Genomic DNA, 16,209 nt, shown 5'->3' with positions numbered 1-16,209 from the left:
TTTATATGTCATTCAGTCGGCGTCAGTTCATTCAGGCATCGGGGATCGCACTGTGTGCAGGTGCTGTTCCGCTGAAGGCTAATGCTGCCGGTCAGCAACAACCGTTACCCGTACCTCCGCTGCTGGAGTCCCGTCGGGGGCAGCCGTTATTTATGACGCTGCAACGCGCCCACTGGTCCTTCACGCAAGGCACGCGCGCACCTGTCTGGGGGATTAACGGTCGCTACCTGGGACCGACGATCCGCGTCTGGAAAGGGGATGACGTCAAACTTATCTACAGCAACCGTCTGACTGAAAATGTGTCGATGACTGTCGCTGGATTACAGGTGCCAGGCCCGCTGATGGGCGGCCCGGCGCGCATGATGTCCCCTAATGCAGACTGGGCACCAGTGCTGCCGATTCGTCAGAATGCCGCTACGCTGTGGTATCACGCCAATACGCCAAATCGTACTGCCCAGCAGGTTTATAACGGTCTTGCCGGGATGTGGCTGATTGAAGATGAAGTGAGTAAATCACTGTCTATTCCCAACCACTACGGCGTGGATGATTTTCCGATCATTATCCAGGACAAGCGTCTGGACAACTTTGGTACGCCGGAGTACAGCAAACCCGGCAGCGGTGGTTTTGTCGGTGATACGCTGCTGGTCAACGGGGCGCAAAGCCCGTATGTCGAAGTCTCTCGCGGCTGGGTGCGTTTGCGTTTGCTGAACGCTTCAAACTCGCGTCGTTACCAGTTGCAAATGAGCGATGGCCGCGCGCTGCATGTGATTTCCAGCGATCAGGGCTTTTTACCTGCGCCCGTTTCGGTGAAGCAGCTCTCGCTGGCGCCTGGCGAGCGCCGTGAGATCCTGGTGGATATGACTAACGGAAATGAGGTCTCTATCACCTGTGGTGAGGCGGCCAGCATTGTCGACAGGATCCGCGGATTCTTTGAGCCTTCCAGTATTCTCATCTCCACGCTGGTATTGACGCTGCGCCCGACGGGTCTCCTGCCGCTGGTGACCGACAGTCTGCCAATGCGCCTGCTGCCAACGGAAATCCTCAGTGGTTCACCGATTCGCAGCCGTGATATCAGTCTGGATGACGATCCCGGCATCAACGGTCAGCTGTGGGACGTCAACCGCATGGATATTACCGCTCAGCAGGGCTCCTGGGAGCGCTGGACGGTACGAGCGGATATGCCTCAGTCTTTTCATATCGAAGGCGTCTCGTTCCTGATCCGTAATGTGAATGGCGCAATGCCGTTCCCGGAAGACCGGGGCTGGAAAGATACCGTCTGGGTCGACGGCCAGGTTGAATTACTGGTCTACTATGGACAACCTTCCTGGGCTCATTTCCCGTTCTACTTTAACAGTCAGACGCTGGAAATGGCGGATCGTGGTTCGATCGGACAGATGTTGGTGAACCCGGCGCCGTAATGCGCCGGAGTTTCCGTTACGCCCGCCAGAACATGCGCGAGAACAGGATCAGAATGGGGTAAATCTCCAGACGCCCCATGATCATGGCCGCGCACATCAGAAGTTTTGCCTCCTCGTTTAAGGTGCCAAACGTCGTTGCGGTGATGCCAAATCCCAGCCCCATGTTATTGATGCAGGCGGCAACGGTGGCGAAAGAGGAGAAGAGATCGTAGCCCATCAGATTGAGCGCCCAGATAAAAAAGCTGGTAAATAAAACGTAGAGAAAGAAAAAGCTCCATACCGAACGCACTACTCGGTCGCTTACCACGTTATTGCCCACTTTGATATTCAGCAGGGCGCGAGGATGCGCGAGCTGGTGTAACTCCTGACGGCATTGCTTGAACATAATCAAAAAACGCAGCACCTTAATCCCCCCGCAGGTCGAGCCGACACAACCGCCGAAGAAACTGGCGCTGAGCAGCATGAATATCGTGTGCGAAGGCCACTGCGCATAATCCGCCGTCGACAGGCCATTATCTGTCAGCATGGAGCTGGCCAGAAAAAAGGCATGCACCAGGCTGTCCGTTATCCCGTACATACCCGCCCGCCAGACCTGCCAGGTGGCGATCAGGGTGACAACCAGCGCAATAAGCAGAAAGAAACGCAGCTCGGCATTACGACGAAAGGGCTTAAAGGTACGTTTCACAATAGCTACGTACCAGAGGGTGAAGTTAAACGCAGACAGCAGTGAAAACAGTCCGGCGACTAACTCAATAGCGTGGCTGTTATAAAAGCCGATGCTCTCGCTACGGGTGGAAAATCCGCCGAGAGAGACCGTCGACAGCCCGTGGCATAAGGCATCGAAAAACGACATCCCGGCAATCCAGTAGGCCAGAGTACAAATAAGGCCGAGAATGACGTAAGTCAGCCACAGCGTACGTGCGGTATCAGCAAGCCTTGGCGTGAGGCGTTCTTCTTTAAAGGGACCTGGCATTTCAGACTGATACAGCTTCATACCACCAATACCCAGCAGGGGTAATACCGCCACGGCAAGGACAATAACCCCCAGACCGCCAATAAAATTGAGCTGAGCCCGATAGTACAGATACGATTTCGGCAAGGCGCTGACGTCGTCAATTACCGTAGCGCCAGTGGTGGTTATCCCGGAAACCCCTTCGAACAGGGCATCGGCAAAGGAGAGATTTAAGCCATCGTCCATCCACATCGGCATGGCGCTGATAAACGAAAACAGCAGCCAGAACAGGACGATAATGACGAAGCCATCCCGGGTTCGTAGTTGAATTCCTGCATGTTTGGTTGCCAGCCACGCTCCACCGCCGAGGGTAAAGAACGTCATAAATGTGCTGAAAAAAGCGAAAAAGCTCCGCTCTTTATTTAACAGAGCAATGGTCATCGGCGGCAGCATGGAGAAGCTGTAGAGAAGAACCAGAAATCCGCACAGGTGAACAACTACCCGTAACTGGGAAATATGCAGTGAATCGTTGAGTCGCAATGAAAAATCCCCCGCCGAAAAAGAGTTATCTCAGCTGGCCGGCATGGTGTTAATTATGAATGATAAAAATGGGCGTCGTAAAATTTAACAATTTAAATCACTTTCTACTTGTCTGACTCAGACTCCACTTCATTTCTTGCCGACATACAGCGTATAATCCCCGGCCTTTGATTATTTTTTTACCATTTTTGGAAGCACTATGAGCGCAATATCCCTGATCCAGCCGGACAGAGACCTTTTCTCCTGGCCGCAGTACTGGGCTGCCTGTTTTGGCCCGGCACCATTTTTGCCGATGTCACGCGACGAAATGGACCAACTTGGCTGGGATAGCTGCGACATCATTCTGGTTACCGGCGATGCATACGTCGATCATCCCAGCTTTGGCATGGCAATTTGCGGCCGTATGCTGGAAGCGCAGGGCTTTCGTGTTGGGATTATCGCCCAGCCGGAGTGGAACAACAAAGACGATTTTATGCGTTTGGGTAAACCGAACCTGTTCTTTGGTGTAACCGCGGGCAACATGGATTCGATGATCAACCGTTATACCGCCGATCGCCGACTGCGCCATGACGATGCTTATACGCCAGACAACGTGGCGGGCAAACGCCCGGACCGAGCGACGCTGGTCTATACCCAGCGCTGTAAGGAAGCATGGAAAGATGTGCCGGTTATTCTCGGCGGTATTGAGGCCAGCCTGCGCCGTACCGCGCACTACGACTACTGGTCTGATACCGTTCGTCGCTCCGTGCTGGTGGATTCAAAAGCCGACATGCTGATGTTCGGTAACGGCGAACGTCCGTTGGTGGAAGTGGCGCATCGTCTGGCGATGGGTGAAACTATCGATCAGATCCGCGACGTGCGTAACACCGCGATTATGGTTAAAGAAGCGCTGCCGGGCTGGAGTGGGGTGGATTCCACGCGTCTCGACACGCCGGGCAAAATTGACCCGATCCCGCATCCGTACGGCGAGGATTTGCCGTGTGCCGACAACAAACCTGTCGCACCGAAAAAGCAGGAAGCGAAAGCGGTAACCGTACAGCCGCCGCGCCCGAAACCGTGGGAAAAAACCTACGTGCTGCTGCCGTCCTTCGAAAAAGTGAAGGGCGATAAAGTGCTGTATGCACATGCGTCGCGTATCCTGCACCACGAAACCAACCCAGGCTGTGCGCGCGCGCTGATGCAAAAGCATGGCGATCGCTACATCTGGATCAACCCGCCAGCCATTCCGCTCTCTACCGAAGAAATGGACAGCGTCTTTGCGCTGCCGTACAAGCGCGTGCCGCATCCGGCGTATGGCGACAGCCGCATTCCGGCCTACGAGATGATCCGTTTCTCGATCAACATTATGCGTGGCTGTTTTGGCGGCTGCTCGTTCTGTTCGATCACCGAGCACGAAGGCCGCATTATCCAGAGCCGCTCTGAAGACTCGATCATCAATGAAATCGAAGCTATTCGCGACACCGTTCCGGGCTTTACCGGCGTGATTTCCGATCTCGGCGGCCCAACGGCGAACATGTATATGCTGCGCTGTAAGTCACCGCGTGCGGAGCAAACCTGCCGTCGTTTGTCATGCGTCTACCCGGATATCTGTCCGCATATGGATACCAACCACGAGCCGACGATTAACCTCTATCGCCGTGCGCGTGATTTGAAAGGCATTAAAAAGATCCTTATCGCTTCAGGTGTGCGCTATGACATCGCGGTTGAAGATCCGCGCTATATCAAAGAGCTGGCGACCCACCACGTGGGCGGCTATCTGAAGATTGCGCCAGAGCATACTGAAGAAGGCCCGCTGTCGAAGATGATGAAGCCGGGGATGGGCAGCTACGATCGCTTTAAGGAATTGTTCGACACCTACTCTAAACAGGCCGGTAAAGAGCAGTACCTGATCCCGTACTTTATTTCTGCGCATCCTGGGACGCGTGACGAGGATATGGTGAATCTGGCGCTGTGGCTGAAGCAACGTCGTTTCCGTCTGGATCAGGTGCAGAACTTCTATCCATCACCATTGGCGAACTCCACAACCATGTATTACACCGGGAAAAACCCGCTGGGTAAAATTGGTTACAAGAGTGAAGACGTGGTGGTGCCGAAAGGTGATAAACAGCGTCGTCTGCATAAAGCGCTGCTGCGTTACCACGACCCAGCCAACTGGCCGTTAATCCGCCAGGCGCTGGAAGATATGGGGAAAAAGCATCTGATCGGTGGTCGTCGCGAATGTCTGGTTCCGGCGCCTACGCTGGAAGAGATGCGCGAAGCGCGTCGCCAGAACCGTCATACTCGTCCGGCGTTGACCAAGCACACGCCTGTGGCGCATCAGCGCCAGACGCCTGCCGCGAACAAAAAACGTGGGAAAGTAGTAGGGCGCTAATCTGTCATGCCCGGGAGTGAAATGTTTACCGGGCCTGAAAGACCGTCGGCCGGATAAGGTGCCATCTGGCAGAAGTGCTCAGTAATTATGCCTCACGAATTCTGGCCGCTAATGCGGCCAGTTTTGCATCATCCGCCCGTTCACGATCGTGTGACGACAAATATCCTTCATACTGCTCGAAAAATTGGTTCTGCTGCGATTCAATCGGCTTCCAGTGGGGCAGATCTGTGCACGTGGTCTACGTCGAAATTCAAATCAGTAAAGGCCCGACGAGAGGTCGGGCAGGAGAGAAGGGGTTAACCGCCGAACTGGTCCGGGTCTGGTCCCAGACGTTTGCCCTGATCGAGCTTTGCGATTTCGCCTAATTCATCTTTATCCAGGCGGAAGTCCCAGACGTTAAAGTTTTCTGCGATACGCGCAGGGGTGACTGATTTCGGAATAACCACCAGGCCGCTATCCAGATGCCAGCGGATGACAATCTGCGCCGGTGATTTGCCATATTTCTCTGCGAGATCGCGGATGATCTTTTGATCAAAGACGTCTTTGCCGCCCTGCGCCAGCGGGCTCCAGGATTCGGTCTGGATTTTATGCGTTGCGTTCCAGGCGTGCAGTTGGCGCTGTTGCATAAGCGGATGAAGTTCTATCTGGTTAATCACCGGTGGTACGCCGGTTTCATCCATCAGTCGCTGGAGATGATTGATCTGAAAGTTACACACGCCGATGCTCTTAATCAGCCCTTCTTTTTGCAGATCGATCATGCTTTCCCACGCTTCAACGTAGTGGTCGATCGCCGGAACCGGCCAGTGCATCAGATAAAGATCGAGGTAATCGAGCTGGAGTTTCTCCATGCTTTCGAGCAAGGCTTCCCGAGGGCGTTTCTGGTCATCATTCCATAGCTTGGTGGTGATGAATAACTCTTCCCGCGGTACGCCCGCATCGCGTATTGCTTTGCCGACACCTTCTTCGTTTTTGTACGCCGCAGCGGTATCAATTGAGCGATACCCCACTTCCAGCGCTTTATGAATGGCAGTGATGACCTCTTCGTTACTTGCCTTCCAGACCCCCAGGCCCAGCTGTGGCATGACGTTACCATCCTGTAGTTTAATAATGGTTGGACCGGTCATAATTCCTCCCCTGAATTGAGTTTACCGAGGCAAGCCCCGGTAAGTTAGGTGTGACTTAAGTCTGGCCTATCCTCGTCATATTTCAAGCTGCATAAGCGTTGGCTTTATTACTCGACCCATCCATGGGCCTCGCCCTTTCAGGTCCGCTGCAAGCAACGTTCAAATCTGCTCCCGGCAGGTTTGTCGTTTCACCCCCAGTCACTGACTTATGTAAGCTCCTGGGGATTCTCTCCTTTGCTGCCTTTATGCAACTCGAAATATTTAGAATAAAAATACCCAAAAATGAAAGGCGGAGGTGAAAAAACCTTAGCGGGCAGCTTCGTAAATCCGACGGCTGACCTCGAGCGTAATGTCCTGATGTTCGCCCAGTTTTGTACCGCCGTGCGCTTGCAGTTTTTCCAGTAGCGCTGGGATGGAGCTACCGTCCAGGCCGTAGTCAGACAGACGAGTCGGTACGCCCATTTGTTCGAAGAAAGCGCGGGTTGCGGCAATAGCGGCGTCGATGCGTTGGTCATCGGAACCTTCAGTGATATTCCAGATACGCTCTGCGTATTGTAACAGTTTGGCACGTTTGGTATCGCGTTTTTCATTCCACAGCGCTGGCAGAACGATAGCCAATGTTTGAGCATGATCCAGACCGTGCATTGCGGTCAGTTCGTGGCCCAGCATATGCGTTGCCCAGTCCTGTGGCACGCCTGCGCCAATCAGACCGTTCAGCGCCTGGGTTGCCGCCCACATAACGTTCGCACGCACGTTGTAATTTTCCGGCTCCTGCAATGCTTTCGGGCCTTCTTCTACCAGCGTAAGCAGAATACCTTCAGCAAAGCGATCCTGAATTTTCCCGTCTACCGGATAAGTCACATACTGCTCAACGGTATGTACGAAGGCATCTACGACGCCGTTCGCAACCTGACGCGGCGGCAGGGTATAGGTGTAAACCGGATCCAGCACGGCAAATACCGGCTGCACAAATGGGGTCATAAAGGCCAGCTTATCGCCGGTGGTTTTACGCGAAATGACCGCGCCGGAGTTAGATTCAGAGCCGGTTGCTGGCAGGGTTAATACGGAGCCCATCGGGATAGCGCTTGTTACGTCGTTGCCGTGGGTTTCCAGAATGCGCCATGGATCGATGCCGTCAGCGTATTGTGCCGCAGCCGCGATGAATTTGGTGCCATCCAGCACCGAACCGCCGCCTACCGCCAGCAGGAACGTCACTTTCTCATCACGCACGATTTTTACCGCGTTCATCAGCGTTTCATAAGACGGGTTCGGCTCAATACCGCCAAACTCCAGCACGTCCAGGCCTTTCAGCGCATCCTGAACCTGTGCCAGGACACCGGTTTTTTTCACGCTACCGCCGCCATAGGTAACCAATACGCGAGCATCCTGAGGGATTTGATCGCGCAGCTCAGCAATCGCACCTTTACCAAACAGAATGCGGGTTGGGGTATGGAGATTAAAGTTGTTCATTGCTCGTTCCCTTATGTGGGTAAAAAAAGAGGGCAGGAGAGTGTCTGCCGGATGATGAACATTGTGGTCGTCAGCCGCGCTGCTCTCAATGCTCATTTCTGCCGATGTCTTGCCCATTTCTACAGACTGCTGGAGAAAACGGATAAATCTGCGCATTATGTCATGGTTGCAAACCGATGATGAAATGGTGCTCTATGAACCGTGATGAGATCTGCCTTCTGCTGACAGATAAAATTAAGCAGCTGAAAAACAATGAAAATAAACTCAGCGAACTGCTGCCAGATGTCCGCCTGCTGCACGGCACTGAGCCGGCAGCGCGTACACCGGTAATGTATCAGCCAGGAATCATATTTCTCTTTTCGGGACATAAAATTGGTTATATCAATGAACGTGTATTTCGTTATGACGCCAACGAATACCTGTTGCTAACCGTACCGTTACCCTTTGAATGTGAAACGTATGCAACGCCGGAGGTTCCCCTGGCCGGTATCTACCTGAATGTCGATATTCTGCAATTGCAGGAGCTGTTGATGGACATTGGGGAAGATGAGCTGTTCCAGCCCGCCATGGCGGCCAGCGGGATCAACTCCGCGACGCTTTCTGACGAAATTCTTTGCGCCGCTGAGCGCCTGCTGGATGTGATGGAGCGACCGCTGGATGCGCGTATTCTGGGGAAACAGATTATTCGCGAGATCCTCTACCATGTGCTGACCGGGCCGCGCGGCGGCGCATTACTGGCGCTGGTTAGCCGCCAGACGCATTTCAGTTTGATAAGCCGTGTGCTAAAGCGCATTGAAACCAAATACACCGAAAATCTCAATGTCGAACAGCTGGCGGCAGAAGCGAACATGAGCGTGTCGGCGTTTCATCATAATTTTAAAGCGGTGACCAGCACGTCGCCGCTGCAATACCTGAAGAGCTATCGTCTGCATAAAGCACGGATGATGATGATCCACGACGGGATGAAGGCCAGTGCGGCTGCCATGCGCGTCGGCTATGAGAGCGCATCGCAATTCAGTCGGGAATTCAAACGTTTCTTTGGCGTAACGCCAGGGGAGGATGCGGCCAGAATTCGAATGATGCAGGGGAGTTAAACTTGCTCAGCGCTGGCCTGATAAGCGAAACGTCATCAGGCGAAAATGCCGGGGGAACCCCGGCCTACGGTTAATACTCAGGCGCTACAGTATTTTTTTTTAATCACGACAAACAGGGTACCCAACAGACCCGCGGTTAACAGGGCAATCGGCAGGATCATTAAAAAGGTCATCACCTGATCTTCATGGCGTTTGACGAACGGGATCATGCTCAGCGCATAGCCAAAGCCGGTGACGACGGTGACCCACAGCAGACCGCTCAGCCAGTTAAAAAACTGGAACCGACGGTTTGGCAGGCCCGAAATTCCCGCCATTGTTGGCAGCAAGGTACGAACGAATGCCAGGAAACGCCCAGCCAGCAGTGCCATCAGCCCGTGTTGGTCAAACATGCAGGTAGCGCGCTGATGATATTTATCAGGTAATTGCGCCAGCCAGCCTTTTACCGTCCGCGTGTTGCCCAGCCAGCGTCCCTGAATGTAGCTCAGCCAGCAGCCCAGACTGGCTGCGGCAGTCAGAATAGCTATGGTAGGTATAAAACTCATCACGTCCTGAGCGATCAGCGCCCCTGCCAGCAATAACAGGCTGTCTCCGGGTAAAAAGGAGGCAGGCAGCAGGCCATTTTCTAAAAACAGTGTGGCGAACATTACGAAGTACACCACGCTCACAACGTGCGGATCCGCCAACGCGGCAAAATCGTGTTGCCAAAGCGCGGAGACAATATCTTGAATGACTACCATGGACTTTCCTGTGGAACAGCGTTTATGTGTGGATTGTACTCCTGAATTGTCCGGGATGCCTTGATCCCGGACGCAACAATTGCAGACTTTTCCACCAGAAGTGTCTGCATATATGTCCATCTATGGCAATTTTACTCGATTCGGGCAAATCCTGCGGCCAAATCGGCAATCAGATCGTCAACATTCTCTAAACCGATATGCAAACGGATGAGCGTTCCACTGAAGTCCACCTCGCCTTGGGGACGGATTGCTGCAATGTGTTCCGGCTGATTAGCGAGAATCAGCGACTCAAAACCGCCCCAGGAGTAGGCCATGCTGAACAGGCTGAAGTGGTCCAGATACGCGGCCAGCTCTTCATGATTTAGTTTCTTATTCAATACAAATGAGAACAGACCGCTGCTGCCGGTGAAATCACGCTTCCAGAATTCGTGGCCTTTACTGCCGGGCAGCGCGGGGTGGTTCACGCGGGCGACCTGCGGATGGCTGGCCAGCCACTCGGCGACCTTTAAGCTGCTTTCATGATGTTGGCGCAGGCGAACGCTTAGCGTACGCAGTCCGCGGCTGGTCATATAGGCGGTATCGGCGTCCAGCATTTGCCCCATCAGATAGGCATTTTCGCGCAGTTGATCCCAGCAACGGGCATTAGCTACCGCAGTGCCGACCATGGCGTCGGAATGGCCAATCAGATATTTGGTGCCAGCCTGAATAGAAATGTCGATGCCAAAATCCAGTGCTTTGAACAGCACCCCGGCAGCCCAGGTGTTATCAATTATGATGATCGCATCCGGCGCAACGCTTCTGACGGCGGCAACAATAGCAGGAACATCATGTACTTCCATGGTGACAGAGCCGGGAGATTCCAGAAATACGACTTTAGTGTTCGGCTGTATGTGCTTCACAATATCGGCACCAACCAGCGGATCGAACCATCCGGTGGACACGCCGAGTTTGCCGAGAATTTTGGTGCAGAAATCCTGGCTGGGTTCATAGGCGGTGTTGGTCATCAGCACATGATCCCCTTGTTCCACAAAGGCGAGGATGGTGTTGGCAACGGCCGCCGCGCCGCAGGGGAACAACGCGCAACCCGCGCCGCCTTCCAGTTCACACATTGCCTCCTGCAGGGAAAAATGCGTCAAGGTTCCGCGACGGCCATAGAAAAGCGCACCGTTAGCACGGTTGTGTGTAGCCTGCTTTTTGGCCTCTACGGTGTCAAACACTAGCGAAGAAGCGCGCTGGATCACGCTATTTACCGCGCCCAGCGTGTACTTTTTACTGCGTCCTGCGTGAACGAGTTTGGTTTCAAGTTGCTTATCTGCCATGTCGTCTTACCTGTTTTTATACGTCTGGATGTCTAAACTACCATGAATCAAAGATGACGCATCCTGCAGAACGGTCATACAGTAGAAAATAATCTCAAAATGCTTCTGGTGACTTTTTTACTGCGTAAGCGCAAGGAAAAGAAACCAAAGGTGCGGCAATATGTAAATAGTAATGAGAACGACTATCAATTCGACGTCGTTTTGATATCATTACGCTCAGATTTTGTGATTTGCGTCCTGGAGATACAGAGTGGGTAATAATTTGATGCAGACGGATCTTTCCGTCTGGGGTATGTATCAGCACGCCGATATCGTGGTTAAGTGCGTGATGATTGGGCTGATTTTGGCATCAGTGGTCACCTGGGCTATCTTCTTTAGTAAGAGCCTTGAGTTCTTTACTCAGAAACGCCGCCTTAAGCGTGAACAGCAACTGCTGGCGGACGCCCGCTCTTTAGACCAGGCAAATGAGATTGCTGCAGGATTCGATGGCAAAAGCCTGGGCGCACAGTTGATTTACGAAGCGCAGAACGAACTGGAATTGTCAGAAGGCAGCGACGACAACGAAGGTATTAAAGAGCGTACCGGCTTCCGTCTGGAGCGTCGTGTGGCGGCGGTAGGTCGTCATATGGGACGTGGTAACGGCTACCTGGCCACCATCGGGGCTATCTCTCCATTTGTGGGTCTGTTCGGTACTGTATGGGGCATCATGAATAGCTTCATCGGGATTGCACAAACCCAAACGACCAACCTGGCCGTTGTTGCGCCGGGTATCGCAGAAGCACTGTTAGCGACGGCGATCGGTCTGGTCGCGGCAATTCCTGCGGTTGTTATCTACAACATTTTCGCACGTCAGATTGGCAGCTATAAAGCGATGCTGGGCGATGTCGCGGCACAGGTATTGTTGCTGCAAAGTCGCGATCTGGACCTGAACGCTAGCGCTTCTGCCCATCCGGTACGTGCAGCGCAGAAATTACGTGTAGGATAATGTTCCATGGCAATGAGCTTTAATGAAAACCTGGACGATAACGGTGAAATGCATGAAATCAACGTGACGCCGTTTATCGATGTTATGTTGGTTTTATTGATCATCTTTATGGTGGCCGCACCGTTGGCAACGGTGGATGTGAAGGTGAATCTCCCGGCTTCCACCAGTACGCCGCAGCCGCGTCCGGAAAAACCGGTTTACCTGTCTGTTAAAGCCGATAAGAGTATGTTTATTGGCAACAATCAGGTGACGGATGACACCATGATTAGCGAATTAAATACGCTGACCGATGGGAAGAAAGACACCACGATTTTCTTCCGTGCGGATAAAACCGTCGATTATGAAACCATGATGAAAGTTATGGATACGCTGCATCAGGCGGGTTTCCTGAAGATTGGTCTGGTCGGTGAAGAGACCGTGAAAGCGAAGTAATCCTGATTGCCGGGTAATGGTTGTTGCCTTACCCGGCCTTCCTCTCCTGATTTAACTCTCCCCACACGCCCTTATCTGTCCTCATCCAGTGCGACTGCCGTTATCCTGGTGGGTTCGTAGTTCCCTTCAGACAGTTTACGCGTCAGGCGTAAGGTGGCTGTTTCTCGCTTGAGTATATGCTGGTATGTGCTCTCCAGCCGGGCCATGATTTTGTCCCGTAGTTCTGGTTGCTGCTCCATAATGGCTTCAATCGCGGCGCCATAGATCTCTTCTTTAGCCTGCAGCGCATAAATTTCGCGACGATTTTGCCATTTCATCCGCACCAGCGCGGCGGGAATAGAGACCATCTCCTGGGCAACGCTTTCCAACGTCGCATTTTTATTGGCAATCAATACGGCCAAATTTTGCTTTAAGACAAACTCATCGCTTTTATGGTCATCTAAAGCCAAATAAACATTATTATCCTCAACATCTTTCATTTTATTTCTCTTCCAGAGAATAAAAAATAGGATCGCTGGTCTCACGCGTAATTAAATTAAGCCAAATTTTATTGCCCTGTTCATTTACGCTGGCTGTTTTTGTAGATAAAATTTTACTTAATTCTTGAGCGTTAATGTCGCCTTCCGCTTGTAGTGAATTGAGCAGGCGAGTGAAGGACTCAATTTTCGCGGCACGAAACAGGCGCTCTTTTAAATGGCGATCGCACTCTTCAAATAACATATTGCGCGCCTGGCCGTTAGCTGTAGAGCTAATCAAAATATCGGGTTCGTAATCGCTTAATGTTCTCTTTCCCTGAGTCAAATTTTCACTATTATCTGTGGGACGGGTATTAGTAGATGAGCTGGATAAGTGAAAACGCGAGGGAACAAGATGCTCGGGAAGCATGTTGAGATATCCTTTGATGCCAATGATATGTTGTTCTAAATAAACCAGGCTGCGTTGACAATAGCATGGCGTAATTTTAAAATCAAAAAAAATGGAGCCAGTATATGAACAGTATATTTTATTCTGTTATTACCCTGCTATTGCTTACCTGCGGGGTACTTTTGTTGATGCGCAGTGCAAATAAAAACCGATATGCAGAAAATGGGCACTCTGAAAACCAGCCGGAAATGCTGAGTAAAGAAGAGGGGGAAGATCATTTTTCGGTACTGATGAATTCGATTACCCCAGTATGGTATTGGCGCGTTAATCACGAATATATCGATTTTATCCACTCAACGATCAAGCGGATGACAATGGTGGAGCTAAATGAGACGCCAGGGCTATTTGATGCACAGCGGCGTTGTAGCGATCTCAACTCTGCGGTGTATAAATATTACGACAATATAAAAAAGCGCTGTCTGAGCGGTGAGAAAGTCCCGCATGCCGATCTGGATGTGCTTAACTTACGCCAGTGCTTCAGGGAGTTCAGTCTGGAGGCTTATCCTGCGCTTGTCGCGCTGGTGTGGCCGGAATTTCAACGTCCAGAGATCAAAGCGGAAGAGGTGTGAAGGGATTGGCTGGCCCTGTTACGTGCCGGGGAGGCTAACGCCGCTTCCCGGCACAGAGTTACAAACGGCTATTTGTCAGAAGAGGCCTGCCACAGGTTCAGTTTACCATCCGCGACATGCTTATCGATCTGCGCCAGTTCTTCGGCGCTGAACGTCAGGTTAGCCAACGCCTGAACGTTCTCCTCCAGTTGCTCCGGTCGACTGGCGCCAATTAATACCGACGTTACCCGATTGTCTTTCAGCAGCCAGCTTAAGGCCATTTGCGCCATCGACTGTCCGCGCTGTTGCGCCATTTCATTGAGCAAACGCAGGCTGTTAAGGTTTTCTTCCGTCAGCATATTTTCCGTCAGCCCACGAACTTTTTTCCCTTCACGCTGCATGCGTGAACCTTCCGGAATGCCGTTGAGGTATTTCCCCGTCAGCAGCCCCTGGGCCAGCGGCGTAAATGCGATGCAGCCCATGCCGTTGGATTCCAGCGTATCCAGCAGACCGCTGCTGTCTACCCAACGGTTAAGCAGGTTGTAAGAAGGCTGGTGGATCAGCAGCGGAATTTTCCATTCCCGCATCAGCTCGGCCATTTTCTGCGTACGCTCCGGGGAATAGGATGAGATGCCGACATACAGCGCTTTACCGCTTTGCACCGCATGGGCCAGCGCTGAGGCGGTCTCTTCCATTGGCGTATTTTCGTCAACGCGGTGCGAGTAGAAGATATCGACATAGTCGAGGCCCATGCGCTTCAGGCTCTGGTCGAGGCTGGCGAGCAGGTATTTTCGCGAACCGCCAGAACCGTATGGCCCTGGCCACATGTCATAGCCTGCCTTGGTGGAGATGATCAGCTCATCACGATAGTGTGCAAAATCCTCGCGCAGTAATCGGCCAAAATTCTCTTCTGCGCTGCCCGGAGGCGGCCCGTAGTTATTGGCTAAATCAAAATGCGTGATGCCTAAATCAAATGCTTTACGCAGCAGAGCGCGCTGTGAATCCAGCGCCTGAACGTGCCCAAAACTGTGCCACAAACCCAGTGATAGCGCGGGTAAACGTAAACCGCTGCGCCCACAGTAGCGATAGAGCATCTGCTCGTAACGTTCAGGATTGGCAAACCAGTCCATGAGATCTCCTTAGTGCAGGTGAATTTCGAAACAACGTTTCTATTCTAGCGGGTTCATGGTGAATATCCCGTTCACCAGGTCACACTGGAATGAAAAACTGGGCAAAAACAGACCACTGTGCTTTGCTTAAAAAAACATCGATCTGGAGTGCTGCCATGCCGCGTCTAACTGCCAAAGACTTTCCGCAAGAATTGCTCGACTACTATGACTATTACGCTCATGGCAAAATAACGAAACGCGAGTTTCTCAATCTTGCTGCGAAATATGCAGTCGGTGGTATGACGGCGCTGGCATTATTCAATGTATTGAAACCCAATTATGCTCTCGCAACGCAGGTGGAGTTCACCGATCCTGATATCCTGGCGGAATACATGACTTATCCTTCACCTGAAGGGCATGGTGATGTGCGTGGGTATCTGGTTAAACCTGCGAAAGCGACGGGGAAAGTTCCGGCGGTAGTGGTGGTGCATGAGAATCGTGGGCTGAATCCGTATATTGAGGATGTGGCACGGCGGGTGGCGAAGGCGGGCTATATTGCACTCGCGCCTGATGGATTAAGTTCAGTGGGGGGCTATCCTGGCAATGATGATAAAGGTCGGGAGTTGCAGCAGCAGGTTGACCCCGTAAAGCTGATGAACGACTTCTTTGCCGCCATTGAATTTATGCAGCGTTATTCAGGCGCGACGGGAAAGGTGGGTATCACCGGATTTTGCTACGGTGGCGGCGTATCGAATACCGCAGCCGTTGCTTTTCCTGAACTGGCCTGCGCAGTGCCTTTTTATGGGCGTCAGGTTCCTGCATCAGATGTCCCTAAAATTAAAGCGCCTTTATTACTGCACTATGCGCAATTAGATACCCGAATTAATGAGGGATGGCCTGCCTATGAAGCGGCGCTCAAAGCCAATAAGAAAGTCTATGAGGCATATATCTATCCCGGCGTTAATCATGGTTTTCATAATGACTCGACACCGCGTTATGATAATGCTGCCGCTGATTTGGCCTGGGAGCGTACTCTTGCATGGTTTAACAAATATTTGCGATAGAAAACAATGGATTATTTAATGCTTCAGGTTAATTATCTGAATAATAATGCTAGCTAATTTCATTAGCATTCATGTTGATATAGTGTAAATAATATTAGATGTACTTAAGAAAGTAAAAAAAT

At 52.0% G+C, this 16,209-nt stretch carries 15 protein-coding genes and 1 pseudogene; 7 read left to right on the top strand and 9 right to left on the bottom strand.

Annotation, left to right across the window (positions count from 1 at the left end):
* Positions 1-5 precede the first annotated feature (5 nt).
* Entirely contained in the window at positions 6-1,418 is a 1,413-nt protein-coding gene (gene ftsP / locus HV334_RS20770) for a cell division protein FtsP (protein WP_181220849.1), read from the top strand.
* A 16-nt stretch (positions 1,419-1,434) separates the two neighbouring features.
* Here ftsP and HV334_RS20765 read toward each other — a convergent pair whose 3' ends face one another.
* Entirely contained in the window at positions 1,435-2,910 is a 1,476-nt protein-coding gene (locus tag HV334_RS20765) for a TrkH family potassium uptake protein (RefSeq protein WP_047358642.1), read from the bottom strand.
* Positions 2,911-3,109: 199 nt separating this feature from the next.
* On the opposite strand from HV334_RS20765, the gene HV334_RS20760 reads away from it, so the two are divergent.
* On the top strand, positions 3,110-5,281 hold the full coding sequence (locus tag HV334_RS20760) for a YgiQ family radical SAM protein (protein ID WP_141875654.1): 2,172 nt from the start codon (positions 3,110-3,112) through the stop codon (positions 5,279-5,281).
* A gap of 85 nt (positions 5,282-5,366) precedes the next feature.
* On the opposite strand, the pseudogene HV334_RS25400 reads toward HV334_RS20760, so the two are convergent.
* From HV334_RS25400 to yqhD, 3 genes and pseudogenes are all read right to left on the bottom strand, one after another.
* Positions 5,367-5,507 (bottom strand): annotated as a pseudogene (locus tag HV334_RS25400) (hypothetical protein); the annotation flags it as partial.
* A gap of 70 nt (positions 5,508-5,577) precedes the next feature.
* Complete coding sequence (gene dkgA / locus HV334_RS20755; protein WP_016154506.1) at positions 5,578-6,405, bottom strand: 2,5-didehydrogluconate reductase DkgA; 828 nt, start codon at positions 6,403-6,405, stop codon at positions 5,578-5,580.
* A gap of 306 nt (positions 6,406-6,711) precedes the next feature.
* Entirely contained in the window at positions 6,712-7,875 is a 1,164-nt protein-coding gene (gene yqhD, locus HV334_RS20750) for an alcohol dehydrogenase (protein ID WP_003838168.1), read from the bottom strand.
* 194 nt (positions 7,876-8,069) lie between these two features.
* Between yqhD and HV334_RS20745 the strand changes: the two genes are divergently transcribed.
* On the top strand, positions 8,070-8,969 hold the full coding sequence (locus HV334_RS20745) for an AraC family transcriptional regulator (protein ID WP_029139662.1): 900 nt from the start codon (positions 8,070-8,072) through the stop codon (positions 8,967-8,969).
* 77 nt (positions 8,970-9,046) lie between these two features.
* On the opposite strand, the gene yghB is transcribed toward HV334_RS20745, so the two are convergent.
* Both yghB and metC read right to left on the bottom strand, forming a co-directional pair.
* Positions 9,047-9,706, bottom strand: coding sequence for a DedA family general envelope maintenance protein YghB (gene yghB / locus HV334_RS20740; protein ID WP_016154504.1), 660 nt, complete (start codon positions 9,704-9,706; stop codon positions 9,047-9,049).
* 131 nt (positions 9,707-9,837) lie between these two features.
* Positions 9,838-11,025, bottom strand: a complete 1,188-nt coding sequence (gene metC, locus HV334_RS20735) for a cystathionine beta-lyase (protein ID WP_016157474.1) — start codon at positions 11,023-11,025, stop codon at positions 9,838-9,840.
* Positions 11,026-11,275: 250 nt separating this feature from the next.
* Here metC and exbB point away from each other — a divergent pair, with 250 nt between their 5' ends.
* Together exbB and exbD are read left to right on the top strand one after the other, a co-directional pair.
* A complete protein-coding gene (gene exbB / locus HV334_RS20730) occupies positions 11,276-12,010 on the top strand; it encodes a tol-pal system-associated acyl-CoA thioesterase (protein WP_016154502.1) in 735 nt (244 codons plus the stop codon).
* Positions 12,011-12,016: 6 nt separating this feature from the next.
* On the top strand, positions 12,017-12,442 hold the full coding sequence (gene exbD / locus HV334_RS20725) for a TonB system transport protein ExbD (RefSeq protein ID WP_016154501.1): 426 nt from the start codon (positions 12,017-12,019) through the stop codon (positions 12,440-12,442).
* A gap of 71 nt (positions 12,443-12,513) precedes the next feature.
* Here the strand turns inward: exbD and HV334_RS20720 are convergent, their stop codons facing one another.
* Positions 12,514-12,921, bottom strand: coding sequence for a hypothetical protein (locus HV334_RS20720; protein WP_016154500.1), 408 nt, complete (start codon positions 12,919-12,921; stop codon positions 12,514-12,516).
* A gap of 1 nt (position 12,922) precedes the next feature.
* On the bottom strand, positions 12,923-13,327 hold the full coding sequence (locus HV334_RS20715; RefSeq protein WP_137351820.1) for a hypothetical protein: 405 nt from the start codon (positions 13,325-13,327) through the stop codon (positions 12,923-12,925).
* A 104-nt stretch (positions 13,328-13,431) separates the two neighbouring features.
* Here HV334_RS20715 and HV334_RS20710 point away from each other — a divergent pair, with 104 nt between their 5' ends.
* Positions 13,432-13,935: a hypothetical protein gene (locus HV334_RS20710; protein ID WP_016154498.1), complete on the top strand. Its 504-nt coding sequence runs from the start codon at positions 13,432-13,434 to the stop codon at positions 13,933-13,935.
* A gap of 68 nt (positions 13,936-14,003) precedes the next feature.
* Here the strand turns inward: HV334_RS20710 and HV334_RS20705 are convergent, their stop codons facing one another.
* Positions 14,004-15,044 carry an aldo/keto reductase gene (locus tag HV334_RS20705; RefSeq protein WP_016154497.1) on the bottom strand — a complete coding sequence of 347 codons (1,041 nt, stop codon included), beginning with the start codon at positions 15,042-15,044 and terminating at the stop codon, positions 14,004-14,006.
* 155 nt (positions 15,045-15,199) lie between these two features.
* Here HV334_RS20705 and yghX point away from each other — a divergent pair, with 155 nt between their 5' ends.
* Positions 15,200-16,087, top strand: a complete 888-nt coding sequence (gene yghX, locus HV334_RS20700) for a YghX family hydrolase (RefSeq protein ID WP_181221926.1) — start codon at positions 15,200-15,202, stop codon at positions 16,085-16,087.
* The last annotated feature ends 122 nt before the right edge of the window (positions 16,088-16,209 follow it).

It is taken from the genome of Citrobacter sp. RHBSTW-00944, from assembly GCF_013615435.1.
In the GTDB taxonomy this organism is placed as follows: Bacteria; Pseudomonadota; Gammaproteobacteria; order Enterobacterales; family Enterobacteriaceae; genus Citrobacter; species Citrobacter braakii.
Note: the sequence above shows the minus strand (reverse complement) of the source record. Positions and strands in the feature narration are given on the sequence as shown.

Coding starts and splice junctions, on each gene's coding strand:
- HV334_RS20705 (WP_016154497.1), bottom strand. CDS start 15,044: ATGGACTGGTTTGCCAATCCTGAACGTTACGAGCAGATGCTCTATCGC.
- yqhD (WP_003838168.1), bottom strand. CDS start 7,875: ATGAACAACTTTAATCTCCATACCCCAACCCGCATTCTGTTTGGTAAA.
- exbD (WP_016154501.1), top strand. CDS start 12,017: ATGGCAATGAGCTTTAATGAAAACCTGGACGATAACGGTGAAATGCAT.
- HV334_RS20715 (WP_137351820.1), bottom strand. CDS start 13,327: ATGCTTCCCGAGCATCTTGTTCCCTCGCGTTTTCACTTATCCAGCTCA.
- yghX (WP_181221926.1), top strand. CDS start 15,200: ATGCCGCGTCTAACTGCCAAAGACTTTCCGCAAGAATTGCTCGACTAC.
- HV334_RS20720 (WP_016154500.1), bottom strand. CDS start 12,921: ATGAAAGATGTTGAGGATAATAATGTTTATTTGGCTTTAGATGACCAT.
- dkgA (WP_016154506.1), bottom strand. CDS start 6,405: ATGACCGGTCCAACCATTATTAAACTACAGGATGGTAACGTCATGCCA.
- HV334_RS20710 (WP_016154498.1), top strand. CDS start 13,432: ATGAACAGTATATTTTATTCTGTTATTACCCTGCTATTGCTTACCTGC.
- yghB (WP_016154504.1), bottom strand. CDS start 9,706: ATGGTAGTCATTCAAGATATTGTCTCCGCGCTTTGGCAACACGATTTT.
- HV334_RS20745 (WP_029139662.1), top strand. CDS start 8,070: ATGAACCGTGATGAGATCTGCCTTCTGCTGACAGATAAAATTAAGCAG.
- metC (WP_016157474.1), bottom strand. CDS start 11,025: ATGGCAGATAAGCAACTTGAAACCAAACTCGTTCACGCAGGACGCAGT.
- HV334_RS20760 (WP_141875654.1), top strand. CDS start 3,110: ATGAGCGCAATATCCCTGATCCAGCCGGACAGAGACCTTTTCTCCTGG.
- ftsP (WP_181220849.1), top strand. CDS start 6: ATGTCATTCAGTCGGCGTCAGTTCATTCAGGCATCGGGGATCGCACTG.